21 protein-coding genes are annotated in these 24,105 nt (G+C 73.0%); all 21 read left to right on the top strand.

Annotation, left to right across the window (positions count from 1 at the left end):
* The first annotated feature begins 7 nt into the window (after positions 1–7).
* The 21 genes from IE247_RS24270 (at position 8) to amcH (ending at position 24,105) form a co-directional block, all read left to right on the top strand.
* On the top strand, positions 8–1,504 hold the full coding sequence (locus IE247_RS24270) for an MFS transporter (protein WP_229869315.1): 1,497 nt from the start codon (positions 8–10) through the stop codon (positions 1,502–1,504).
* 331 nt (positions 1,505–1,835) lie between these two features.
* Positions 1,836–2,636 carry a TIGR03084 family metal-binding protein gene (locus tag IE247_RS24265; protein ID WP_190125372.1) on the top strand — a complete coding sequence of 267 codons (801 nt, stop codon included), beginning with the start codon at positions 1,836–1,838 and terminating at the stop codon, positions 2,634–2,636.
* A gap of 47 nt (positions 2,637–2,683) precedes the next feature.
* A complete protein-coding gene (locus IE247_RS24260) occupies positions 2,684–4,135 on the top strand; it encodes an extracellular solute-binding protein (RefSeq protein WP_190125371.1) in 1,452 nt (483 codons plus the stop codon).
* Between the two features lie 99 nt (positions 4,136–4,234).
* Positions 4,235–5,029 (top strand): DUF2306 domain-containing protein, encoded by a 795-nt coding sequence (locus IE247_RS24255; protein WP_229869314.1) that lies wholly within the window; start codon positions 4,235–4,237, stop codon positions 5,027–5,029.
* 145 nt (positions 5,030–5,174) lie between these two features.
* Positions 5,175–6,353 carry an acyl-CoA dehydrogenase family protein gene (locus tag IE247_RS24250; RefSeq protein WP_190125370.1) on the top strand — a complete coding sequence of 393 codons (1,179 nt, stop codon included), beginning with the start codon at positions 5,175–5,177 and terminating at the stop codon, positions 6,351–6,353.
* Positions 6,354–6,401: 48 nt separating this feature from the next.
* Positions 6,402–6,815, top strand: a complete 414-nt coding sequence (locus tag IE247_RS24245) for an SgcJ/EcaC family oxidoreductase (RefSeq protein ID WP_190125369.1) — start codon at positions 6,402–6,404, stop codon at positions 6,813–6,815.
* 31 nt (positions 6,816–6,846) lie between these two features.
* Positions 6,847–8,232 (top strand): FAD-dependent oxidoreductase, encoded by a 1,386-nt coding sequence (locus IE247_RS24240; RefSeq protein WP_190125368.1) that lies wholly within the window; start codon positions 6,847–6,849, stop codon positions 8,230–8,232.
* Entirely contained in the window at positions 8,213–9,370 is a 1,158-nt protein-coding gene (locus IE247_RS24235) for an epoxide hydrolase family protein (protein ID WP_190125367.1), read from the top strand. The genes IE247_RS24240 and IE247_RS24235 overlap by 20 nt, the downstream gene beginning before the upstream one ends.
* 171 nt (positions 9,371–9,541) lie before the next feature.
* Positions 9,542–10,639 carry a 4-hydroxyphenylpyruvate dioxygenase gene (hppD, locus tag IE247_RS24230; protein WP_190125366.1) on the top strand — a complete coding sequence of 366 codons (1,098 nt, stop codon included), beginning with the start codon at positions 9,542–9,544 and terminating at the stop codon, positions 10,637–10,639.
* A gap of 31 nt (positions 10,640–10,670) precedes the next feature.
* On the top strand, positions 10,671–11,909 hold the full coding sequence (locus tag IE247_RS24225; RefSeq protein WP_190125365.1) for a cytochrome P450: 1,239 nt from the start codon (positions 10,671–10,673) through the stop codon (positions 11,907–11,909).
* Positions 11,906–13,717, top strand: coding sequence for a non-ribosomal peptide synthetase (locus tag IE247_RS24220; RefSeq protein ID WP_190125364.1), 1,812 nt, complete (start codon positions 11,906–11,908; stop codon positions 13,715–13,717). The genes IE247_RS24225 and IE247_RS24220 overlap by 4 nt, the downstream gene beginning before the upstream one ends.
* 60 nt (positions 13,718–13,777) lie before the next feature.
* Positions 13,778–15,166, top strand: a complete 1,389-nt coding sequence (locus tag IE247_RS24215) for a condensation domain-containing protein (RefSeq protein ID WP_190125363.1) — start codon at positions 13,778–13,780, stop codon at positions 15,164–15,166.
* A 4-nt stretch (positions 15,167–15,170) separates the two neighbouring features.
* On the top strand, positions 15,171–16,208 hold the full coding sequence (locus tag IE247_RS24210) for a ketoacyl-ACP synthase III family protein (RefSeq protein WP_190125362.1): 1,038 nt from the start codon (positions 15,171–15,173) through the stop codon (positions 16,206–16,208).
* A gap of 53 nt (positions 16,209–16,261) precedes the next feature.
* Positions 16,262–18,175 carry an AMP-binding protein gene (locus IE247_RS24205; RefSeq protein ID WP_229869313.1) on the top strand — a complete coding sequence of 638 codons (1,914 nt, stop codon included), beginning with the start codon at positions 16,262–16,264 and terminating at the stop codon, positions 18,173–18,175.
* A 189-nt stretch (positions 18,176–18,364) separates the two neighbouring features.
* On the top strand, positions 18,365–18,619 hold the full coding sequence (amcB, locus tag IE247_RS24200; RefSeq protein WP_190125361.1) for a cispentacin biosynthesis acyl carrier protein AmcB: 255 nt from the start codon (positions 18,365–18,367) through the stop codon (positions 18,617–18,619).
* Entirely contained in the window at positions 18,616–20,013 is a 1,398-nt protein-coding gene (amcC, locus tag IE247_RS24195) for an amipurimycin biosynthesis protein AmcC (protein WP_229869312.1), read from the top strand. Before amcB ends, amcC begins: the two co-directional genes overlap by 4 nt.
* Entirely contained in the window at positions 20,010–20,441 is a 432-nt protein-coding gene (locus tag IE247_RS24190) for an acyl-CoA thioesterase (protein WP_229869311.1), read from the top strand. Before amcC ends, IE247_RS24190 begins: the two co-directional genes overlap by 4 nt.
* A gap of 12 nt (positions 20,442–20,453) precedes the next feature.
* Positions 20,454–20,975, top strand: a complete 522-nt coding sequence (gene amcE, locus IE247_RS24185) for a cispentacin biosynthesis cyclizing decarboxylase AmcE (protein WP_229869310.1) — start codon at positions 20,454–20,456, stop codon at positions 20,973–20,975.
* On the top strand, positions 20,972–22,141 hold the full coding sequence (gene amcF, locus IE247_RS24180; RefSeq protein WP_229869309.1) for a cispentacin biosynthesis acyltransferase subunit AmcF: 1,170 nt from the start codon (positions 20,972–20,974) through the stop codon (positions 22,139–22,141). The genes amcE and amcF overlap by 4 nt, the downstream gene beginning before the upstream one ends.
* Positions 22,131–22,685 (top strand): cispentacin moiety biosynthesis protein AmcG, encoded by a 555-nt coding sequence (gene amcG / locus IE247_RS24175; protein WP_190125360.1) that lies wholly within the window; start codon positions 22,131–22,133, stop codon positions 22,683–22,685. Before amcF ends, amcG begins: the two co-directional genes overlap by 11 nt.
* A 7-nt stretch (positions 22,686–22,692) precedes the next feature.
* Positions 22,693–24,105 (top strand): adenylate-forming 2-oxoglutaryl-ACP ligase AmcH, encoded by a 1,413-nt coding sequence (gene amcH, locus IE247_RS24170; protein ID WP_190125359.1) that lies wholly within the window; start codon positions 22,693–22,695, stop codon positions 24,103–24,105.

Below are 24,105 nucleotides of genomic sequence, written 5' to 3'. Positions count from 1 at the left end.
CCCCACGGTGCCCCCAGCAGAGAACCTCCGCGCGGGCCGCCGGGAGTGGCTGGCGCTCGTGGTCCTGGCGCTGCCCGCGCTGCTGCTCGCCCTCGACTCCGGGGTGCTGCAACTCGCCCTCCCTGCCATCGGCGCGGACCTGCGGACCGGCCCCGCCCAGCTGCTCTGGGCCATGGACGTCTACGGCTTCATGATCGCGGGCTTTCTGGTCACCATGGGCTCCCTCGGCGACCGGATCGGCCGCCGACGGCTGCTGATGGCCGGGGCCGCCGCGTTCGGCGGCGCGTCCGTGCTCGTCGCGTACGCCGACAGCGCCACCGCCCTGATCGCCGCGCGGGCCCTCCTCGGCATCGCCGGAGCGGCCCTGATGCCCACCACCCTCGCCCTGATCAGCACCCTCTTCCGCGATCCGCGCCAGCGCACGGCCGCCGTCGGCGTGTGGATGACCTGCTTCATGGCCGGCATGGTGATCGGCCCGCTCGTCGGCGGCGTACTGCTGCGATTCGCCTGGTGGGGCTCGGTGTTCCTGCTGGGCGTCCCCGTGATGGCACTGCTGCTGATCACCGCGCCGTTCCTGCTCCCCGCCGACCGGGACCGTACGCCGGACTCCGCCGGGCTCGACCCGCTGAGCGTGCTGCTCTCCCTCGCCGCCGTGCTCGCGACCGTCCAGGGGCTCAAGGGGCTCGCCGTCGGCGCGGGCACGGCGCTCTCCTCGGCCCTCGTCGTCCTCGGCGTCCTCCTCGGCCGGATGTTCGTCCGCCGCCAGCGCGGACTGCCCCGGCCGCTGCTGGACCTGGGGCTCTTCGCCGACCGCACCATCCGCTCCGTACTGCTGATCATGCTGCTCGGCGGGGCGGCCATGGGCGGCATCGGGCTGCTCACCGCGCAGTATCTGCAACTCGCCCTGGGACTCGACCCGCTGAGCGCCGGGCTGTGGATGCTCCCGTACGCCCTCGCCATGCTGATCGGCTCCGCGCTGACCCCGCCGCTGGCCCGGCGGATCCCGCCCGGACGGCTCATCGCGGGCGGTCTCGGGCTCGCGGCGGCCGGTTACGGGCTGCTGCTGACCCAGGCGGCCTCCGGCGGGCTCCCGGCGGTGATCACCGGCCTGGTCGTGGTCTATCTGGGGCTCGCCCCCTCGGCCGTGCTGGGCACGGACCTGATCCTCGCCGCCGCCCCCGCCGGCCGGACCGGCTCGGCGTCCGCGCTCTCGGAGAGCGGCAGCGAACTGGGCTTCGCGCTCGGCACCGCCGTGCTCGGCAGCGTCGCCACCGCCGTCTACCGGGTGCGGATGCCCGAGACCGCGCGGACGGACGAGACCTTCGCCGGTGCGGTCTCCCGGAGCGAGGAGCTTCCCGCCGGACCCGGCCGGGCGCTGTTCGACCAGGCCCGGGAGGCCTTCACCGACGGCCTCACCGCCGTGGCCTGGGTGTGCGCCCTGCTGGCCGCCGTGCTCGCCGCCCTCGCGCTCAAGGGGATCCGCGGCCCGGCCCCGGCCGACTGACCTGCCGGTACGGACAGCACACAAGGAGAAGACAGCGCCCCACGAGTGCGGCACGCTGGGGTGCACCGCGGAGCCAGGGGCCTGATCCGAACGACAGGCCCCAACCGACTGCCCGTCACCAACGGACCGGTCCCGCACGGCAGTACGGCCCCGCCGGGAAACGAAGGATCCCCGCCCGCACCGCCTCCCCGCCGCGCGGCCTCATCGAACGGACAGGGCGCGGCCCCGCCGCGCCCCGGACCGCCGCGCCCTCGACCTTCCCGGACCCGACTCCCCGGACCCGGCCCCGGACCGACCCCCCGGACCCGATCTCCCACGAGAGGAACCACACGTGAACGACTCAAGAGACGTGCTGGACGATCTGACCGCGGCGGGCGATGAGATCGACCGCCTGGTGGCGGAGCTGGACGAGCGGCAGTGGGACACGCCCACCCCCGCCCCCGGCTGGACGATCAAGCACCAGATCGCCCATCTGGCCTTCATCTTCCGGCTGGCCGGAGCCGCCGCCGGGGCTCCGGAGGCGTTCAAGGCCGCCGCCGCGGCCGCCGCCGAGGACTTCGACGGAGCGGTCAACGCCGCGCTCGCCGGGTATCTCGACAAACCGGCCGCCACGGTGCTGGACATCTGGCGCGAGGAGCGGGCCAAGGCGGGCGCGGCACTGGCCGCCGTCCCGGCCGGGGCGCTGGTGCCCTGGCTGGTCAACCCGCTGCCCGCGCCCGTGCTCGCCTGCGCCGGGATCATGGAGCTGTTCGGTCACGGCCAGGATGTCGCCGACGCGCTCGGCATCCGGCGCGAGCCCACCGACGGGATCCGGCACCTGGTCGGATTCGCCACGCTGACCAGGGACTTCGGCTATCAGGCCCGGGGTCTCACCCCGCCTTCCGAGCCGTTCCGGTTTGAACTGACCGGTCCTTCGGGCGCGCTGTGGGAGTTCGGCCCCGCCGACGCGGAGCAGCGGATCACGGGCTCCGCGCACGACTTCTGTCTGCTGGCGACGCGACGGCGGCACCGCGCCGATCTGGAGCTGAGCGCCACGGGCGCGGAGGCGGACCGCTATCTCGACATCGCCCAGGCCTACCGGGGCCCCGCCGGACCGGGCCGTACCCCCGGACAATTCGCCCACCTCGGCTGAACCGGCCCGCCCGACCGTCCCGCACCCCATCCCTCTTTGGAGAAAGCATGCGCAGCCCAAGGACGTTGCTCGCCGCCTCGCTCGCCACGGCGGGCATGCTCACCCTCGCCGCGTGCGGCACCCCGGCCTCCCCCGGCACCCACGCCCAGCTCGGAGTGGACACGAGCAAGGTCACCACCGTCGACGTCTGGCTCGCCGAATACCCCTTCCCGGGGTATCTGGACACCCGTAAGAAACTGGCCGAGGAGTTCAACGCGAAGCACCCCGGCTACCGGGTGAAGATCAAGGCGTTCCCCTACACCCAGCTGCCGCTGGAGGTCTCCAAGGCCGCGGCGCAGGGCAGGGCGCCCGCCGTGGCGAACTACTACTACAGCACCACCCAGCTCGCCCGGGACGCCCGGAACAAGGCCGGCAAGCCGCTGTTCACCTCGGTGGAGAAGGCGATCGCGGGCCGCTCGACCATCCTCGGCGAACCCGTCGTCACCGACGATCTGCTGCCCGCGCTGCGCGCCTACTACAGCGAGTCCGGCGATCTGCGGTCCATGCCGCTGACCGCGATGACCTCGCTGATGTACGGCAACAAGAAGATCCTGGACGCGGCCGGGGTGGACTCCTTCCCGAGGACCTGGCGGGAGCTGGAGCGCGCCTGCAAGAAGGTCGCCAAGCTCGCCGACGGCCCGAAGAACTGCGTCACCTGGCCCAACCACAGCTGGTTCTTCCAGCAGGCCGCCGCCCAGCAGGGCGGACTGCTGACCGACCGCGCGGGCGGCCGGGACGGCCGCGCCACCCAGGTGGAGCTGAACTCGCCGGAGGTGCTGTCCTACGCCTCCTGGTGGGAGAAGCTGCACCGCAAGGGCGCGTACCTCTACACCGGCCAGCCGGGCGACTGGGGCGGCAACTTCGAGGCCTTCAACCAGCAGAACGTGGCCTTCGTACTGGACTCGGCCAACATGGGCGGCATGCTCGCCCAGGAGGGCGAGAAGGCCGGCTACAAGGTCGAGGCGGGCCCGGTGCCGCACAACGGCCGCACCCCCAAGACCGGCAATCTCACCTCGGGCGACTCGCTCTGGCTGAAGTCCGGTCTGGACCGGCGGACCCGGGACGGCGCGCTGGCCTTCATGCAGTTCCTCAACAGCACGGCCAACGGCGCCGAGTGGCACAAGAACACCCAGTATCTGCCGATGACCGAGAGCTCCGCCGAACTCCTGGACGAGCAGGGCTGGTTCGAGCAGAACCCCGCGCCGGAGGTGGCGCTGGAGCAGATCCGGGCCACCAAGGACGAGCCGGGCGCGCTCGGCCCGGTGCTCGGCGGCTTCACCGGGGTCGAGAACGAGCTGACGAAGGCCATGCACGACGTCCTCAAGGACGGCGCCCGCCCGGCGAAGCGCTTCGGCCTCGCCGACGCCGAGGGCCAGAAGATCCTGGACGACTACAACACGCGCTGCGTCGGCGCGGGTCCGGTGGCCCCGGACTGCCTGGTGGTCGGCGAACTCGGCTGACCCCACGGGCCCGGCCGGCCACCCGGCCGGGCCCCACCCACCGAACGCGCGACCTCCGTACCACCGGACCGCCCGTGCGCATGAACTGGAGGATCCACCGTGACACAGAACCTGGAGCGCGCGGGCACGCCGGCTCCCGCCCCGCCCCCGTCCTCGCCGCCGCCCCCGGCCGGACCGCCGGACCGCCGCGGTGTGCGGGTGTGGATGATTCTGCTGGTCCTGTCCACCGTCGCTGTCTTCGCCTACGTCCTTCCGCCGTATCTGGGACTGGACCCCGCCAAGGCGACCGTGCCGCTGCCGCCGGAGTTCCCCACCAAGTACGCGATGCTCGTCGGCCACATCCTCTTCGGCTCCATCGCCATGGTGACGATGTGTCTCCAGGTGTGGCCCTGGCTGCGGCGCGAACACCCCGCGATCCACCGCCGCAGCGGCCGGCTCTATGTCTTCGCCGGGGTGCTGCCCTCGGTGGTGCTCTCCTTCTATCTGCTGGTGACCTCCTTCGGCGGGCCCGGCTGGGTGGGGCGGGCCTCGCTGGCCGCGCTGTGGTTCATCACCACCCTCGTGGGATATGTACGCGCCCGGCAGCGGCGCTACCAGGAGCACCGCCGGTTCATGATCTACAGCTTCGCCCTGACGATGGAGGCCCTGAGCGGCCGGCTGCTCGCCAACGGGCTGATGCTGGCGATGGGGATGACGCCCGGCGAGATACCCACCGAACAGGCCGCCGCGATGATGACCGCGGCCGAGGCCTCGGCCTGGCTCGGCTGGGTGGTCAATCTGATGATCGCCGCATGGTGGCTGGACGGCCGCGGGTCCAGGCGCAAGCCCGGGGCCAAGACCAAGGCCGGGACCGGGACCGTGCGCGGGCCCGCCGCCACCGCCCCCTCCTCCTGACCCGAGGCCAGTGACCGCGCGCGCCGCCGTACACGGAGCGCAATCAGGAAGATGCGGCCCCGCCGAGGCGGCTGCGAGTCTCAAGACGCCGCGTCCGACGCGGCGTCACCCACCCCACCCCGTGCCCCAAGCCGAGGAGAACTCCATGGCCACCGACACCCCGTCGAGGACGGAACTCGTCCGGCGCGCCGCCGAGCTGGTGCCCCTGCTCCAGAAGAACGCGCCCACCGCGGAGGAGGACCGGAGCCTGCCGGAGGACACCGTCGCGGCGCTCGCCGACTCCGGACTGCTCAAGATGCGGGTCCCCGTCCAGCACGGCGGCTACGAGTCCGACATGCGCACCGTCGTCGAGGTCCTGGCCGAGCTGGGCCGCGGCTGCGGCTCGACCTCCTGGACCGCCGCCGTCTGGGCGGTCAGCACCTGGATGGTGGGGCTCTTCCCCGACGAGGTGCAGGAGGAAGTCTTCGCCACCCCCGACGTCCGGATCTCCGGCATCCTCAGCCCGAGCGCCATGGCCGTGCCCACCGAGGGCGGCATCGTCCTCAACGGCCGCTGGGCCTTCAACACCGGTGTCCGGCTCAGTAGCTGGAACACCAACGCGGCCGTGCTCGCCCATCCGGACGGCAGCTTCGAGCCGATCATGACGCTGCTGCCGGTCGCGGACCTCGGCGTCATCGACGACTGGCACACCTCGGGACTGCGCGGCTCCGGCAGCGTCACCACCGTCGCCGAGAACCTCTTCGTCCCCACCGAGCGCGTGCTGCCGCTCGGCCCGGCGCTCCAGGGCCACCATCTCTCCCGGCGGAACGCGGGACGGACGATCTACCGCGCCCCCTTCCTGCCCACCGCGGTCGCCACCGTCAGCGGTCCGGCCCTCGGCCTGGCCAAGGCCGCCCGGGACGCGTTCTTCGAGCGGCTGCCGGGCCGGGGGATCAGCTACACCTCGTACGAGAAGCAGAGCGACGCCCCGCTGACCCACCTCCAGGTCGCCGAGGCCACCGTGAAGATCGACGAGGCCGAGTTCCACGCCTACGCCGCCGCCGACCTCCTCGACGCCAAGGGCGCGTCGGGCGAGGAGTGGACGATGGAGGAGCGGGCCCGCGCCCGGCTCCGGGTGGGGGCGGTGTGCTCCCGCGCCAAGGAGGCCGTGGACATCCTCAACACGGCCAGCGGCGGTTCGTCCATCTACCACTCGGTGCCGATCCAGCGCATCGAGCGCGACATCCAGACCGTCAATATGCACTCGATCATGCACCCCAACACCAATCTGGAGCTGTACGGACGAGTGCTGTGCGGCCTGGAGCCCAACACCCAGTACATCTGACCCTCATTCCCGATTCCCGGCCACCCACCACCGGACAGGACCGTGAACATGAGCGCATCGACTTCCAACGACACCGACATCGCGGCGATCGCGGGCGTCCCCGGGCGCATCGTCGCCGCCTGGGCCGACAACGACGCCGACGCCTTCGCCGAGGTCTTCGCCGAGGACAGCACCCTGATCCTGCCCGGCGATGTCTTCCTGCGCGGCCGCGAGGAGGTCCGGGCCTTCATGACCCGCGCCTACCAGGGCCCCTTCAAGGGGACCCGGGTCTTCGGCGAACCGCTGAGCCTCCGCCGGCTCGCCCCCGACGTCGCCATGGTGATCACCAAGGGCGGGGTGCTCGCCCCCGGCGACACCGAGGTCGCCCCCGAGCGGGCCATCCGGGCCGGCTGGCTGCTCACCCGCCACGACGGGGAGTGGCTCATCACCGCGTACCAGAACACCCCCATCGGCACCGCCTGACCGGTTCGGCGACAAGAGAGAAGGTGACGCCGTGGAACGGCGAATAGGCGACCGCGCGGTGGTGCTCGGCGGCAGTCTGGCGGGGCTGCTCGCGGCCAAGGTCCTCGCCGGGCACTTCGAGCGGGTCCTGCTCGTGGACCGGGACGAGCTGACCGGCGTCACGAAGGCCCGCAGGGGAGTGCCGCACGGCGGCCACGCGCACGGTCTCGTCGCCCGGGGCCAGCAGATCCTGGAACGCCACTTCCCGGGCCTCACCGAGGAGCTGCGGACCGCCGGAGTGCGCCCGGGGGACTTCAGCGGGGACATCCGCTGGTACTTCAACGGCCGGCGGATGCGCCCCTCCCACTCCGGGCTGCTGTCGATCCCGGCGACCCGGCCCGTCCTGGAACACCATGTACGGATGCGCGTGGCCGCGCTCCCCGGCGTGGAGCTGCTGGAGGGACGGGACATCCTCGCCCCGGTCGCCGCCCCGGACGGCCGGCGGATCACCGGGGTCAGGATCAGCACCGAGGACGGCGGGGAGGAGACCCTGGAGGCCGATCTGGTGGTCGACACCACCGGACGGGGCTCCCGCACCCCCGCCTGGCTCGCCGAACTCGGCTACGAACGCCCCGAGGACGAGCGCGTCGTGATCGACCTCGCCTACACCACCCAGCACTTCCGGCTGGAGAGCGACCCCTTCGGCCCCGATCTGGCGATCATCCCGGCGGCCACCCCGGCCTTTCCGCGCGGGGCCTTCTTCTACCGGCTGCCCGGCGACGAGGGCAAGGTCGAACTCTCCCTCACGGGCATGCTCGGCGACCATCCGCCCACCGACCCCAAGGGCTTCCTCGACTTCGCGGCCTCGCTCCCGGTGCCCGACATCCACCGGGCCGTACGGGACGCCGAGCCGATCGACGACCCGGTGCGGTTCCGCTTCCCGGCGAGCGTGCGCCGCCACTACGAGAAGCTGGCCCGCTTCCCCGACGGGCTGCTGGTCATGGGCGACGCCGTGTGCAGCTTCAACCCCCTCTACGCCCAGGGCATGACCGTCTGCGCCCTTCAGTCCCTGACCCTGGCCCGGCTGCTGGAACGCGGCGCCGTGCCCCGCCCCGCCGAGTTCTTCGCCGGGATCAGCGCCGACATCGACTCCCCCTGGGAGTTCTCCGCCGGGGCCGACCTCGGCTACCCCGGCGTCGCCGGCCGCCGCACCCTCAAGGTCCGGCTCGCCAACAGCTATGTCGCCCGCCTCCAGGCCGCCGCCGTCCACGACGCCGAACTGGGCAACGCCTTCATCCGCGCCGCCGGACTCATCGACCCGCCGCAGGCCCTGATGCGGCCCGCCAACCTCCTGCGCGTACTGCGCGCCTCCCGCCGCCGACCCGACCCCGCCACCCCATTCGAGGACAGGAGCCCCCGTGCGTCCCTTCCGCGTTGACATCCCCGAGGCCGACCTCGACGATCTGCGCCGCAGACTCGCGGCGGCCCGCTGGCCCGACGAGATACCCGGGGCCGGCTGGGACCGGGGCGTCCCCGTCGCCTACCTCCGCGAGCTGGCCGAGTACTGGCGTACGGAATTCGACTGGCGCGCCGCCGAAGAGCGGCTGAACGCCCACCCCCAGTACCTCACCGAGATCGACGGCACCACCGTCCACTTCCTGGAGGCGCGCTCCGCCGAACCGGACGCGATGCCGCTGCTGCTCACCCACGGCTGGCCCGGCTCGTTCACCGAGTTCCTCTCGCTGATCGGACCGCTGACCGACCCCGTCGCCCACGGCGGGAACGCGGCCGACGCCTTCCATGTGGTGATCCCCTCGCTGCCCGGATACGCCTTCTCCGGCCCGACCCGCGCCCCCGGCTGGGACGTCCGCCGGGTGGCCCGCGCCTGGGCGGAGCTGATGAGCGGGCTCGGCCACGAGCGCTATGTCGCCCAGGGCGGCGACTGGGGCATGCCGATCTCGCTCCAGCTCGGCCTGGCCGACCCCGAGCATGTCGCCGGGGTGCACCTCAATATGTTCGCCACCATCCCCACGGGCCCCGAGGACCTCGAAGGGCTGGACGAGAGGGACCGGGGCCGGCTGGAGTTCGCCCTCGCCTTCGAGCGGACCGCGATGGGCTGGCAGAAGATCCAGTCCACCCGCCCGCAGACCCTCGCGTACGGTCTCACCGACTCCCCGGTGGGCCAACTCGCCTGGATCGTCGAGAAGTTCAAGGAGTGGAGCGCGGCGGACCGCGTCCCCGAGGACGCCATCGACCGCGACGAGCTGCTGACCATCGCCTCCCTCTACTGGCTGACCGCCACCGCGGGCTCCAGCGCGCAGCTCTACTACGAATCCACCCCCACCCCGGCGGACTTCCCGGCCGTCTGGGGCGGGCCCTGGCCCCTCGCCATGCCCGCCGGGGTCGCCGTCTTCCCCGAGGACGCCTCCCTGCCCGTGCGCCGCATCGCGGAGAAGGTGCTGCCCACACTCACCCACTGGACCGAATTCGACCGGGGCGGCCACTTCGCCGCCCTGGAACAACCGGAGCTGCTCGTCGGCGACATCAGGGAATTCGTACGCCCGCTGCGCGGCTGATTTCCCCGCCCCCGAATCGGCGAAGGCGCGGCCCGTTCCCCGGCGGACCGCGCCTTCGCCCTGCCCGGCGGGCCGCCGCCGGGCAGGGCGAAGCGCCGCAATCCAGAGGATGCGGCCCGTTCACCGCCGGTGCGATCGTCGAAGGAGTTGTCCAAGCGGATGGGAAAAGCGATGACAAGCCCTGCGAGCCCTGCGGACGCGTTCGAGGGAATGACCCTCGACCATATTCGGTTCTTCGTCGAGGACACCGCCGTTCAACAAGAGATATTCGCCGGGCGCTACGGCATTCCGGCGCTGACCGCCGCCGAGACGGACGAGACCAGTTCGATCGCCCTCGGCGCGGGCGACATCCGGCTGGTGCTGACCCGGCCACTGGTCGAGGACCACCCCGGCACCGCCCATCTCGACCGGCACGGACACGGCGTCGGCGACATCGCCCTCAGGGTCCGCGACGCCCGCGCCGCCCATGAGCGGGCCGTGCGCGGCGGGGCCCGGAGCGTCTCCCCGCCGGTGGAGCGCGACGGCATCGTCACCGCCGCCGTCATGGGCTTCGGCGATGTCATCCACACCCTGGTCCAGCGCCCCGAAGGCGCCGACCCCGGCGCGCTGCCCGGCTTCACCCCGATCCCCGGCGCGCCCGAGCGGGCCCCCGCGGCCTCGGAGACCGGACTGCTCGCCGTCGACCACTTCGCCGTCTGCCTGGAGGCCGGCGGACTGGAGGAGACGGTCCGCTTCTACGAGGAGGCCCTCGGCTTCTCCGTGATCTTCACCGAGCGGATCGTCGTCGGCGAGCAGGCGATGGACTCCAAGGTCGTCCAGAGCGCCTCCGGCGCGCTCACCCTGACCCTGCTGGAGCCCGATCTCTCCCGCCGCCCCGGCCAGATCGACGCCTTCCTCAAGAACCACGGCGGCCCGGGCGTCCAGCACATCGCCTTCACCGCCGCGAGCGTCACCGAATCCGTCGCCGCCGTTCGCGACCGGGGCCAGGAATTCCTGACCACGCCCGCGAGCTACTACCGGCTCCTCGAAGGCCGGATCGAACTGGCCCGCTACACCGTGCCCCAGCTCCAGGAGCTGAACGTCCTGGTGGACGAGGACCACGACGGACAGCTCTTCCAGATCTTCAGCCGCTCGACCCACCCCCGCGCCACCCTCTTCTTCGAGATCATCGAACGCCTGGGCGCGCGCACCTTCGGCAGCGGCAACATCAAAGCCCTGTACGAAGCGGTCGAGGCGCAGCGCGCCAAGGACGGATCCGCCGGCGCGTGACATGACCCGCGACCCCGAGGACACCTCCCCCATGCCGGCAGACCCGAGCGAGCCGAACCTCGCCGACCCCGCGACCTTCGTCCGCCCCGACATGGACCGCGTCTGGCGGCGGCTGCGCACCCACACCCCGGTGTACCGGCACCCGGCGACCGAACTCGGCCCCGCCTTCTGGGTGCTGACCCGCTACGCCGACGCGCTGACGGTCTACAAGGACCCGGCCCGCTTCGGCTCCGCCCGGGGCAACATGCTCACCTCCCTGCTGGCCGGCGGCGACCCGGCGGGCGGCCGGCTGCTCGCCGTCAGCGACCCGCCGCGCCACACCGCCCTGCGGACCATGCTGCTCAAGGCTTTCTCGCCCCGGCTGATGCGCCGGGTCGCCGAAGGCGTACGGGTCAGGGCCGACGCCCTGGTCGAGCGGGCGGTCGCCGCCGGGGAGTGCGACTTCGCCCGGGAGGTCTCGGAGATCGTCCCGATCGCCACCATCTGCGATCTGCTCGGCGTCCCCGAGTCCGACCAGGCGGCGATGCTCGCGCTCAGCAAGCGCGCGCTGAGCGCCGACCGCCCCGGGGACACCGCCCGCGACATGCGGATGGCCCGCAACGAGATCCTGTTGCGCTTCTCCGACCTGGCGCGCGCCCGCCGCGTCCGGCCCGAGGACGATGTGATCAGTCTGCTGGTCCACGCCACGGTCGACGGCGCACCGCTGACCGAGGAGGAGGTCGTCCTCAACTGCTACGGCCTGGTCCTCGCCGGGGACGAGACCGGACGGCTCGCGATGACCGGCGCGGTCCTGGACTTCGTACGCCATCCCGACCAGTGGCGGGCGCTCAAGGAGGGCCGCGCGGGCGTCGAGAGCGCCGTGGACGAGATCCTGCGCTGGAACTCGCCCGCCATGCACATCGGGCGCACCGCCCGCCGGGACACCGAGATCGGCGGGGAGCGGATCGCCGAGGGCGACCTCGTCACCGTGTGGAACGTCTCCGCCAACCGCGACGAGAGAGTCTTCGACCGCCCCGAGGTCTTCGACGTGGCCCGCACCCCCAACCGCCATCTCGCCTTCGGCCACGGGCCGCACTTCTGCCTCGGCGCGTTCCTGGGCCGGGCCGAGATCGCGGCCGTCCTCGCCGCCCTCCTGGCGCGGGTGGAGGTGATCGAGCAGCTCGGCGAACCGGTCCCGCTCTACTCCACCTTTCTGCGCGGCTACACCTCCCTGCCCGTCCGGCTGACGCCGGTCCGCCGTCCCGTCCCCATCGAACGGAGTATGCGATGACGTCCCCCTCGCTCCAGGAGCGATTCGCCCGGCAGGCCGCGCTGACCCCCGACGAGACCGCCGTGGTCCTCGCCTCCGGGGAGCTGACCTACCGTGAGCTGGACGAGCGGGCCAACCGGCTCGCCCATCGGCTGCTGGACCTCGGGGTACGGCCGGAGGAGCCGGTCGCCGTGCTGATGGAGCGCTCGGCCGAGCTGGTGGTGGCGATCCTCGCGGTGGTCAAGGCCGGGGCCTGCTATCTGCCGCTGCACAGCGCCTATCCGCCGGAGCGGATCCAGCGGATCGTGGACCTCGGCGGCGGCACGGTCCTCCTCACCGACCACGCCATGCGCGGCCGGGGGCTGCCCGCCGTCGAGCACACCGTCGTCGTCGACACCGACGCGGCGACCTCGCGGGCCCCCGCCCACGACCCGGGACGCCCGGGCCATCCGCTGGCCCTCGCCTATCTCATGTTCACCTCCGGCTCCACGGGGGAGCCCAAGGGAGTCGCCGTCACCCACCGGGACGCGCTGGCCCTGGCCCTGGACAGCTGCTGGGACGGCGGCGCGCACGAGCGGGTGCTGATGGTCGCCCCGTACGCCTTCGGCATGTCCACCTACGAACTGTGGGTGCCGCTGCTGCGCGGCGGGCGGCTGGTGCTCGCCCCCGAAGGGCAGCCGACGGCCCCCGTGCTGCGCAAGGCCGTCGAGGCGCACGGCATCACCGTCGTCCATCTGACCGCCGGACTCTTCCGGGTGATCGCCGAGGAGGACCCCGGCGCGCTCTCCGGGCTCCGCGAGGTCATGACCGGCGGCGACCGGATCCCGCCCGCCGCCGTCGGCCGGGTCCTCGCGGCCAATCCCGGGCTCGTGGTCCGCGCGATGTACGGATCGACCGAGACCACGTTGTTCGCCACCCAGTCGGAGATGCGGGACGGGTACGAGCCCGGTGACAGCGTCCCCGTCGGCCGTCCGCTCGACGGCATGCGGGCGCATGTCCTGGACGAGCGGCTGCGGCCGGTGCCGTCCGGGGAGACGGGGGAGCTGTACATGGCGGGCGCCGGCGTCGCCCGGGGCTATCTGGCCCGCCCGGCGCTGACCGCCGAACGCTTCGTCCCCGACCCCTTCGGCCCGGCCGGGACCCGGATGTACCGCACCGGCGATCTGGTGCGCCACACCCCCGAGGGGCTGATCGACTTCATCGGGCGCTCCGACAGCCAGGTCAAGATCCGGGGATTCCGGGTCGAGCCGGGTGAGGCGGAGGCCGTGCTCGCCCGCCATCCGGACGTGGCCCAGATCGCCGTCGTCGCCGAGGAGGCCGCCCGTACCGGCGAACGGCGGCTCGCCGCCTACGCGGTGCTCCGGCCGTCGGCGCGCTCCGAGGACCCGGCGGGCACCGTCGATTCGCTGCGCGCCCACGCCCGGCGCTCGCTCCCCGACTTCCTGGTCCCCTCGCGCTTCACCGTGCTGGACGCGCTGCCGCTGACGGTCAACGGGAAGCTGGACCGCCGCGCGCTGACCGCCCCCGCCGCCGCCGAGGACGGGAGCGCGGGGGCCGCGGCTCCGGCCGTCCGCTCCGGTCTGGAGGTGCTGCGGACGCTGTACGCCGATGTCCTCGGCGTCGAGTCCGTCGGCCCCGACGACGACTTCTTCGAGCTGGGCGGCAACTCCCTGCTGGCGATCCGGCTGATCAGCCGGGTCCAGGCCGAGCTGGGGGCCGAACTGGCCGTGCCCGTGGTGTTCGACGAGTCCACCCCGGCGGCGCTCGCCGCCCATCTCGACCGTGAGGCGAGCCCCGCCGGGGCGCCGTCCGCGAGCACCTCGCCCTGACGCCTCTTCGTACCCGTCGTACCCCGTCAACCGCCACCACGATCAGGAGCCCGGCCACCGATGAGCACCGCGCACAGCGACGACACCACCCTTCAGGTCCCGCTCTCCTTCAACCAGGACTTCCTCTGTCTGTACGACCAGGGGGACGACGCCGGCCCGTTCGGCCCGCGCTACCACATCGTGCACGGCTGGCGGGTGCGCGGCGCGGTCGACCACGCCGCGCTCCGGGGCGCGCTGGACGACGTGGCCGAACGCCACGAGGCCCTGCGCACCTCGGTGATACGCAACGGGGACGAGCGGTACCAGCGGATCCATCCGCCCGCCTCCCCGGAGCTGACCGTCCGCGACCTCCCCGCGACGGACCCCGCGCTCCGGGACGAACTGGTGGAGAATCTGCTGATCGAGGCCGAGCGCGGCACCTTCGACAGCCTCCGGATCCCGCATCTGCGCGCCGTGCTGGCCCGCTTCACCGACACGGACGCGGTGCTGGTGCTCACCGCGCACCACACCGCCACCGACGGCTGGTCCATGCGGCTGATCATGCGGGACCTCGCCCACCGCTACGCGGTACGGCGCGGCCACGAGCTGCCGGAGCTGCCGGAGGCGCTGCCGTACCGGGAGTTCGCCCAGTGGGAGCGGGAGCAGTCGAAGACCCCCGCCGCCGACGCGGCCCGCGCGTACTGGCGCGACCGGCTCCGGGGCGCGCGGATCGTCACCATCGGGACCGACCACCCGCGCTCGGCCGGTCTGGAGCAGACGACGGGCATCCACCGCTTCCTGATCGAGCGGGAGACGATGACCGCCGCCCTGGAGCTGGCCAGAAAGAACCGCAGCTCGCCCTTCATGGTGCTGATGGCCGCCTTCCAGGTGCTGATCTGCCGGACGACGGACGTCACCGAGGTCACCGTCCCCACCTTCTCGCCGGGCCGGGGGCCGGAGCGGTTCCAGCAGACCGTCGGCTCGTTCTTCAACTTCATGCCCGTCCGGACCGATCTGGCCGACTGCGCCACCTTCCGCGAGGCGCTGGCGCGGGTGCGGAAGAGCTGTGTCGCCGCCTACGCCCACGACATGCCGCGGATCCCCGCCGAAGCGCCCGAGATGATGGCCCCCGCCATGGCGGACTCCCGGGCCACCTGCGTCTTCCAGGTCTTCCCCTTCCCCTTCGTCCTCGACGGCGACACGGTCGGCGATCTCACCTACACCGAGGTGCGGCGGCGGCTCGTCTCCCAGCCGCTGGCCTCGGACATCCCCGACGGCTCGCTGTGGACCCTCAACCTCGACCCGGACGGCGACGTCGTGGCGAGCGTGGCCTACAAGCGGAGCCTCTACGACCCGGCCACCGTCGCCGCGCTGGCCTCCGGCTACCGCGAGACGCTGCGCGAGCTGGTCGCCGAACCCGACACCCCCCTGAACCTCACGCCCGGCCGGGCGACCGCGGAAAGGGTCTGAACACATGCGCTGGAACGACCTCTTCATCGACGGCGTGGCCACCGCTCTCGGCCACGAGGAGCGCACCGCCGACGCGGTGGCCGACGGCCGCTACGACGCCGAGGAGCACGAACGCAGCGGCTATCTGGGGGTACGGGTCTGCCCCGAGGGGCCCGCGATCGAGCTGGCGGTGCGCGCCGCCGAGCGGGCGCTGAAGCGCTCCGGCACCGACCCCGACCGGTTCACCCTGGTCACCCACTCCTCCGTCGCCCACCAGGGCCTCGACGACTTCGCGCCCGCCGCGCACCTCCAGAGCCGTACCGTCGGCGGCCGGGGCACGGCCGTGGAGATCCGCCAGGCCTCCAACGGCGGCATGGCCGCCCTGGAGCTGGCCGCGGCCCATCTCAGCGTCGGCCGCCCGGACGGGGCCGTGCTGCTGGCGACCAGCGACCGTTTCGTCCCGCCGGGGTACGACCGGTTCCGTACCGCCCAGGGGTGTCTGCTGGGGGACGGCGGCACCTCGCTGGTGCTGGCCCGGGGCTCGGGGGCGCTGCGGCTGTGCTCCAGCGCCTCCATGGGCGACACCGCCCACGAGGGGCTCCAGATCGGGGCCGACCCCTGGTCGGAGGTGAGCGGCGGCAACGGCTGGCCAGTCGACCAGGACCAGCGGGTACGGGGCTATGTGGAGCGCCACGGTCCGGAGATCTTCATGGATCTCGTCCAGTCCATCTGGGCCTGCGAGAACGAGACCATGGAACGCGCCCTGGCGGACGCGGACTGCACCGCCCGCGACATCGCCCACTGGGTCTTCCCCAACATGGGCCTCGCGCTGACCGGCTGGGACTCCCGCGCCGAGTTCGGCGTCGACCTGGAGCGCACCACCTGGGAGTGGGGCCGGCGCGCGGGCCACCTCGGCGCGGGCGACCAGTTCGCCGGCCTCGCCCATCTCCTGGAGTCCGGCGCGCTCTCCCCCGGCGACCGGGTGCTGCTCCACGGCGCGGGCACCGGCTTCTCCTTCACCTCCGCCGTGGTCGAGGTACTGGAGATCCCCGACCGGTCCTAGGCCGTGTCCTCGAAGTCCCGTCCGGTCCGGCCCCACCACCCCGCAGAAAGGCGATGCCCGTGTTCACCCTGGACGACCTCGTCCGTCTCGTCCGTGACGAACTCGCTCTCCCACTGCCCGTGAACGGGGCCGTACCGGACTTCGACCACGCCCTGAACTGGCGGTCGGTGGATCTGGTACGGCTGGTCCTGGCCGTGGAGAAGCACACCGGCCACCGCGTCCCCATCGCCGAGCTGTACCGGCGGCGGAATCTGCGCGGCGTCCACGACCTCTACACCGCCACTGCCACCGCCGCCGGGTCCGCCGACCCCGGAAGCGGTACGCGGCGCACGGCCGCCGGATCCCCGGCCGCGGCGGCCGGGCCGCTTCCCGGCGAGGGGTACGAGGATCTCTCGCTCCACGGCTGGTTCGCCCGCTCGGCGGCCCGCCACCCCGACGCGCTCGCCCTGCGCGTCGCCGGCCAGGACCTCTCGTACCGCGCCCTGGAACAGGCGGTGGAACACCTCGCGGGCCGCATCGCCGAACGGCCGGGCGGCCGACCGGGACGGCTCGGTCTGCTCTGCTCCCGCACCGTGAGCACCTACGCCGGATATCTCGCGGGGCTGCGGCTCGGCGCGGCGGTCGTCCCGCTCAACCCCGAGTTCCCGCCCGAGCGCAACACGGCCACGGCCCGCGCCGCCGCCGTCGATCTGCTGCTCTGCACCGCCGAGGACGCCGAACTCGCCGAGCGGATCGGCCGGGAGACCGGGATCCCCCACCTGGTGCTCCCCGACACCCCCGGCCCCGGCGAGAGCGCGGACGGCGAGAGCGCGGACGCCGGGCGCGCCCCCGGGAGCGCCCCCGGCCCGGACGACCTGGCGTACATCATCTTCACCTCGGGCTCCACCGGAGCGCCCAAGGGCGTCCCCATCAAGAACCGCCATGTCTCCGCCTGGCTCTCCCACACCGTGCCGTACTTCGAGGCGGGGCCCGGCTCACGCTTCTCCCAGACCTGCGACCTCTCCTGGGACCTCTCGATCTGGGTGCTCTTCGTCGCCTGGGCCTCGGGAGCCGCCCTCGTCGTCCCCGAGAAGGCCGAACTCCTCACCCCCGTCGCGCACATCAACGAGGACGCCATCACCCACTGGTTCTCCGTCCCCTCCTCGCTCTCCATGGCCCGGCTGCTCGGGGAGCTGACCCCCGGCGCTCTGCCCACCCTGCGCTGGAGCCTGTTCGGCGGCGAACCCCTGACCGTGGACAACGCCCGCGCCTGGCAGGAGGCCGCGCCCGGCGGAGTGCTGTCCAATGTGTACGGACCCACCGAGGTCACCTGCACCTGCACCACCTACCCGCTGCCCGCCGACCCCGCCGACTGGCCGGACGCCCGCCTCGGCTCACTGCCGATCGGACCCGTCTACCCGGCGCTCGAATGGGTCGTGATCGACGAGCGGGGCAGGCGCTCCCAGGAGGGCGAACTGCTCGTCCGGGGCCCCCAGCGCTTCGACGGCTATCTCGACCCCGCGCACAACACGGGCCGCTTCGCCCGCTGGAGCGAGGACGACTGGGCCCCCTTCGAGCCGGGGGAGGAGCTGACCGACGCCCACTGGTACCGCACCGGGGACCGCGTCCACACGGAACCCGACGGCACCCTCGTCTATCTCGGCCGGGTGGACAACCAGGTGAAAATCCACGGCTTCCGCGCGGAGCCCGGCGACATCGAGGCGGCGCTCCGCCGCCATGAATCGGTCGAGGAGGCCGTCGTGGTCCCCTGCGTCACCGCCGACGGCACCACCGAACTCGCCGGATTCCATCTGGGGCCGGAGACCGACCGGGAACAGCTCCTCGCCTTTCTCGAAAAGCAATTGCCCCCCTACCTGGTGCCCCGTCATCTCGTCCGGCTCCCCGCCTTTCCCATGAACTTCAATGGAAAAGTGGACCGCCGGAAACTGTCCGAGGAGGCGTTCGACCTGATCGCCCGGTACGGCTGAGCCCGGCCGCCCGCATCGTCAACACCACCTCCCAGCGCCCCGGTTCCCTTCGGACCGGGGCGCTTCGGCGTCCCCGGCCGAAATTCCGTTCGGCGCAATCCAGGAGATGCGCCCGACGAGTTCCGCCCCTCATGATGAATTCGGAAAACAAGGGCCGCCAGGAGCGGAAACAACGGGAGAGGTACACCCATGGATATCGAAGGAACGATCCGGAAGATTCTGACCGCCGAATTGTTTCTGGAGGCCCCGCCCGAGGAAATAGGCGCAGAGGACAGCCTGCGGGCCGTCCACGGCCTCGACTCCCTCGGCTTCGCCGAACTCCGGGTCCTGTGCGAGGAGTCCTTCGCCGTCCGGATCTCCGACGAGGACTTCACCCCGGAGAACTTCCGCTCCCTGAGCACGGTCACCGCGCTCGTCACCCGGCTCCGGGCGGACGCCGCGTGAGCGCCGCCCCGACCGGGCCCGCCACCCTGCCCCCCGGCACCCTCGACACCCTCGCCCGGGGCCGCGAACTCCACCTCGACCACTACGGCCGACGGCTCCCCTTCGCCCTCCTCGGCGGCACCGGACTGCGCCAGCGGTACGCGGAACTCGAAGGAGAGCGCGCCGGCGCCGTCTTCGAGGCCCTCGACGCCAGCGGCGGCTACGCCAGCGCCTGCCTGGGCGCGGGCCACGAAGTCGTACGGCGCGCCCTGGACCGGGGGACACGGGAGGCGGGCTACGCCACCGACGAGATCGGCTCCCTGGAGCGCTCCGCGCTGCTCACCGAAGTCCTCGGCGAGGGCGGACTCTGGACCGACCACTTCCCCGCGGGCGAATACCACGCCAGCGGACGCAACTCCGGCTCCGAAGGCATGGAACTGGCACTGCGCCTCGCCCTCGAAACCCGCTTCGACCACCGCACCCTGCGCCCCGCCACCGGCCGCGGCGAACGCGACCGGATCCTCGCCTTCGAAGGCGCGTGGCACGGCTGGACCAGCGGACTCGTCCCCTTCCTCAACCGCAGGCACTACCGGCTGGGACTCCCCGTCCCCGACCCCTCGCGCCCCTACGGCACCACCGTCGACCATCTGCCCTTCGGCGACGAGACCGCGCTCGCCGGCTATCTCTCCCAGTTCGGCGACCGGCTGCTCGCCGTGGTCGTCGAACCCATCCAGGGCGACGCGGGCATCCTCACCCCGCCCCCCGGCTATCTGCGCTCCCTCGCCGAACGCACCCGCCGGGCGGGCGCGCTCCTCATCGCCGACGAGGTGCTGACCTTCGCCAAGAGCGGCCGCTTCTTCGCCATGGCCGACGACGAGGGACCCGTACCCACCGACATCACCGTGATCGGCAAGAGCATCGGCATGGGCGCGCAGTCCGTCTCGATGGTCATCGCCCGCAAGGAGCTGACCGTACGCGGCTCCGGCGCGGTCGCCACCTCCGATCTGCGCCCGCTGGGCTGCGCCGTCATCCGCGACGGACTGCGCCACATCGTCGACGAGAAACTCCTCGAACACTCGGCCGCCCTCGGCGAGCAGTTCACCGCCGCCCTGCGCGAGGAGGCCGTGGCGGCCTTCCCCGAGCTGTACCGGGAGATCCGGGGCCGGGGCGTCATCCAGGGCCTGGAGCTGACCGAGGCCGCCGCGGGCCGGCTCGTCGAACTGCGCGAGCACATCGTCCGCGCCGGAGTCATGGTCGAGTTCATGGCCGGGGCCGGCCGCCGCTCCGCCGGACTGCGCTATGTCTTCCCCACCCTCCGGATCGCCCCGCCGCTCATCACCGGCCCCCGGGAGGCGGAGGAGATCGTGGCCCGCATCGCCGAGGGCTCCCGCGCCTTCCTCGGACGCCCGGAGTGAACGGGCTGCGCCCGGTGGTCCGGCGGGTGGAGCACGTCGACACCGACGCCGCCGGAGTCGTCCACTTCAGCCGCTACGCCTCCCTGATGGAGACCGCGATCCTGGAGAACCTGGAGAGCCTCGGCCAGGGCGTCACCGCTCTCGCGGACGACGGACTCGACCTCGCCGTCGCCGAGACCCATCTCAAATACCATCTGCCCGCCCGCTTCCCCGACGAGGTCAGCATCACGGTCCGCGTCGACCGGGTCGGCGGCGCGTCCTGCCGGCTCCACAGCCAGATCCACCGGACCGCCGACGGCGAAACGGCCCTGCTGGCCTCCGGCGACCTCGTCCTCTGCGTGGTCGACCGGGCCAGGGGAACCGTGGCCCCGCTGCCGGCCCCGCTCCGGCAGACCCTGCGCGACCGGCTGACCCGCGCGACCGCGTGAACGGAGAGAGCCATGACCGACCCGACCGACCCGACCGACCCGACCGAAACAACTGAACCGGCCGAACCGGCCGACACCGCGCTGGGCTTCACCGAGATCAAGCAGTGGCTGCGCCACCGCCACCCCATGATCTACATCGACCGGATCCTGGACCACCGGCCGGGGGAGTACCTCCGCAGCGTCACCATGGTCTCCGGCACGATGGACGTGATCGCCGGACACTTCCCCGAGCGCGCCGTCTTCCCCGGCAGCCACCTCATGCAGGCGTTCGCCCAGTCCGGCATCATCCTCTACCAGATGAGCACGTCCAAGCTGGACGAGGACGAACTCACCCTCATCGGCTCCACCCGCTGCCGCTTCACCAAGGTCGTCGTCCCCGGCGACCGGGTCGTCTTCGACGTCCGGGTGGACCGCCTCTACGAGGCCTCCTTCCACTTCTCCTGCCGGGCCACCGTCGAGGACCGCCAGGTCGCCGCCTTCCGGGGCTCCCTGGTCCGCACCAAAGTCGCGGACCTGGGACGCCAGCTGTGGTGAGCGGCGAGCCGCTGATCACCGGCATGGCCTGGTCCACCGCGCTGGGCACGGGGCTCGACGCCGTCTGGGACCGGCTGATCGCCGGGGACAGCGGAGTGCGCCCCGTACCCTCGCGCCACGAGCTGCGCAACGAGCTGGCCGGGGCACTCGCCGAACCCCCGCCCGGCCCCGGCCCCGGCGCGGCACCGGGGCCGGGGCCGGGGGCGGGGCCGCGTGAGCGCCAGCGGGCCCTGACGGCCGACACGATCGCCCGCGCCCTGGACGACGCGGGCCCCGGCGCGCGCGACGGCGACCCCTGGCTGGTCGCCGGGACCAGCTACGGATCCCATCTCGACGATCCGGAGACCCGAAGCCTGTACGCGTGGGCCGCCGAGGCCGCCCGCGACACCGGCATCGCCCGCGCCCCCGTCGCGCTCTCCACCGCCTGCTCCTCCGGCTCCGACGCACTGCTCGTCGCCGCCCGGCTGATCCGGTCGGGGGCGGCCGAACGCGTCGTCTGCGGCGGGGCCGACGTCCTCACCGACGCCAAACGGCTCGGCCACTCACGGCTGGGCACCATGTCCCCCACCCTGCTGCGCGCCCTGGACACCCGGCGGGACGGCACCCTCCTCGGGGAGGGGGCGGCCTTCCTCGTCCTGGAGTCCGCCGAGGCCGCCCGCCGCCGGGGCGCCAGGGCGTACGCCGTGCTCCGGGGCGCGGGCTCCTCCAACGACGCCGCGGGCATGACCGCCCCCGACCCCTCCGGCGACACGGTCGTGCAGGCCATCGGCTCCGCGCTCGCCGACGCCGGAGCCCGCTGGGAGGACGTCGGCGTCGTCAACGCCCACGGATCCGGTACGGAGGCCAACGACGACGTCGAGACCCGCAGCCTGGGCAGGCTCGCCGAGGGCGGCCACCGGCCCACGGTCTTCGCCACCAAGGGGGCCTTCGGCCACACCCTGGGCGCGACCGGGGCCATGGAGGCCGTCGCGGTCGTCCTGGCGCTCAAACACCGCCGGGTGCCGCCCGTCCACTCGCTGCGCACCCCGCTGCCCGCTCTCGCCCTGCCCGTACCGGCGGGCGCTCCCGCCGGGATCGGCCCCGGCATCGGACTGAGCGTCACCCTCGGATTCGGCGGCTTCAACACCGCCCTCGCGCTGGAACGGGGACCCGGCCATGCACGATGAACTCCCCTCCGGCGGCGACGCCCTCGACACCGACACGCGCCTGAGGGTCGTCGCCCGCACCCGGGTCGGCGGGGACATGGCGGAGGGACCCGTACGGCGCACGGTCTCCTCCTACGCGGACCCCGTCGCCCTGCTGGTCTCCGACACCGTCGCCGAGGTCCTCGCCCTGCTTCCGGAGACGGACACGGAGCCGGGTACGGGGACAGGGACGAGTACGGGGGTGCTCACCGTCAGCGAGACCGGCACCCTCCACACCATGCGGACGCTCGCGGCCGGCCTCGGCCGGGGGCGGATCTCGCCCCTGCGCTTCGCCGGAGCGGGCCCCGGCTCGCTCGCCGGACTCGCCTGCATCGTCCACGGGCTCCGGGGCCCCAGCCTCGTGCTGACCATGCCGCCCACGGCCGCCGAGCCCCTCCTCGTACCCCTGGTGCACGGCTGGCTCACCACGGGCGGCTGCCGCCAAGTCGTCGTCAACGAGCATCTGACCGACGCCGCAGGCACCCACTTCGTCCGCAGCCGTGTGGTGCGGCACACCGCGAACTGAGGCCGCCATGACCCCTGATGACATCCCCTGGACACCCGACGGGATAGAGAGCTATCTGTCCGGGAACGCCCTCGACACCGAACCCGACGACGGGCCCGTCCCCTCGCTCGACGCCATCGCGGCCACCCTCCTGGAGGCGGGACTGCGCCCCGGCGGCACCGTCCTCATCGCCCTGCCCAACGGCACCGCGCTGCTGCGGCACTTCTTCGCCGTGCTCTTCGCCGGAGGCGTCCCCGCCCCCCTCCCGGCGGGCACCCCCCGCGCCCGGATCCAGGAGATCGCCGACCGGCTCGGCGCGCGGCTGCTGCTCGTGCCCGGGCAGTCGGCCGCCTTCCGCGACCTCCCCCGGTACGGGAGTCATGGCGCGCTCGCGGTCGCGCTCCCCGGCCCCGGCCCCAGCCCCGGCCCGTACACGCAGACGCACCGGCGCGGCGATGTCGTACTCCTCACCTCCGGCACCTCCGGCATCTCCAGCGGCTGTATCCACCCCCTCTCCTCCCTCGTCCACAACGCCCGGCTGCACGCCGCCGAAGTGGGGCTGCGCGCCTCGGACACCGTGCTGGTGAATCTGCCCCTCAACTACTCGTACGCGCTGGTCGCCCAGGCGCTGGCCGCCCTGGTGACCGGGGCCCGGCTGGTGATCTCCGGCCCGCCCTTCAGCCCCGACGCCTACCACGCGGCGCTCACCGCCGCCGGGGTCACCAGCTCCTCCATCACCCCCACCGTCGCCCGCGCCCTGCTGCGCGGCGACTGGAAGCCGCCGGGGTGCCTGCGGATGCTCACCGTCGGCGGCGAGGCCATGAGCACCGGCATGACCAGGGAGCTGCTGGACCGGGGCCCCGGCACCGAGCTGTATCTGACCTACGGGCTGACCCAGGCCGGACCCCGCGTCAGCACCCTCGCCGCCCACCGCGAACCCCCGCACCGGCTCTCCTCCGTCGGCACCCCGCTGCCCGGCGTCCGCGTCGCGCTGCGCTCGGTGGACCGGGACGGCACCGGGGAGCTGCTGGTCACCTCGCCCACCGTGCTCCGCGGCACCGTCGGAGTCTCCGAGGGCCGGGCGGGCGAGCTGTTCACAGGACCCGGCCAGATCGCCACCGGCGACCGCTTCCGCATCGACGCCGACGGCTATCTCCACTTCCGGGGGCGGCTCTCCGACTTCCTCGTCGCCGACGGCCTCAAGGTCTCCCTGGCCTCCGTCCGCCGGATCGCCAACTCCCTCCCCGGCGTGGTGACCTCGGCCACCCGGCCCTACACGGCCGAGGACGGCGACACCCGCTTCGCGCTGGACCTCTACCTCCTCGACACCCGCCCCGAGACGGTCGCGGCGACCGAGCGCGCCCTTCACCGCAAGCTGGTGCGCGGCGAGCGGCCCGGACGGATCAGGGCGCTGCCCGCCGGGGAGGCGGGCCCCAAGTAA

Source organism: Streptomyces inusitatus, assembly GCF_014651115.1.
Taxonomy (GTDB): domain Bacteria; phylum Actinomycetota; class Actinomycetes; order Streptomycetales; family Streptomycetaceae; genus Streptomyces; species Streptomyces amakusaensis.
This window is presented reverse-complemented; position numbering and strand designations above follow the sequence as displayed.

What these genes read in the sequence shown, in the direction of transcription:
- IE247_RS24260 (WP_190125371.1), top strand. Translation starts at nt 2,684, where the DNA reads ATGCGCAGCCCAAGGACGTTGCTCGCCGCCTCGCTCGCCACGGCGGGC.
- IE247_RS24250 (WP_190125370.1), top strand. Translation starts at nt 5,175, where the DNA reads ATGGCCACCGACACCCCGTCGAGGACGGAACTCGTCCGGCGCGCCGCC.
- IE247_RS24245 (WP_190125369.1), top strand. Translation starts at nt 6,402, where the DNA reads ATGAGCGCATCGACTTCCAACGACACCGACATCGCGGCGATCGCGGGC.
- hppD (WP_190125366.1), top strand. Translation starts at nt 9,542, where the DNA reads ATGACAAGCCCTGCGAGCCCTGCGGACGCGTTCGAGGGAATGACCCTC.
- IE247_RS24225 (WP_190125365.1), top strand. Translation starts at nt 10,671, where the DNA reads ATGCCGGCAGACCCGAGCGAGCCGAACCTCGCCGACCCCGCGACCTTC.
- IE247_RS24220 (WP_190125364.1), top strand. Translation starts at nt 11,906, where the DNA reads ATGACGTCCCCCTCGCTCCAGGAGCGATTCGCCCGGCAGGCCGCGCTG.
- IE247_RS24215 (WP_190125363.1), top strand. Translation starts at nt 13,778, where the DNA reads ATGAGCACCGCGCACAGCGACGACACCACCCTTCAGGTCCCGCTCTCC.
- IE247_RS24210 (WP_190125362.1), top strand. Translation starts at nt 15,171, where the DNA reads ATGCGCTGGAACGACCTCTTCATCGACGGCGTGGCCACCGCTCTCGGC.
- IE247_RS24205 (WP_229869313.1), top strand. Translation starts at nt 16,262, where the DNA reads ATGCCCGTGTTCACCCTGGACGACCTCGTCCGTCTCGTCCGTGACGAA.
- amcB (WP_190125361.1), top strand. Translation starts at nt 18,365, where the DNA reads ATGGATATCGAAGGAACGATCCGGAAGATTCTGACCGCCGAATTGTTT.
- amcE (WP_229869310.1), top strand. Translation starts at nt 20,454, where the DNA reads ATGACCGACCCGACCGACCCGACCGACCCGACCGAAACAACTGAACCG.
- amcG (WP_190125360.1), top strand. Translation starts at nt 22,131, where the DNA reads ATGCACGATGAACTCCCCTCCGGCGGCGACGCCCTCGACACCGACACG.
- amcH (WP_190125359.1), top strand. Translation starts at nt 22,693, where the DNA reads ATGACCCCTGATGACATCCCCTGGACACCCGACGGGATAGAGAGCTAT.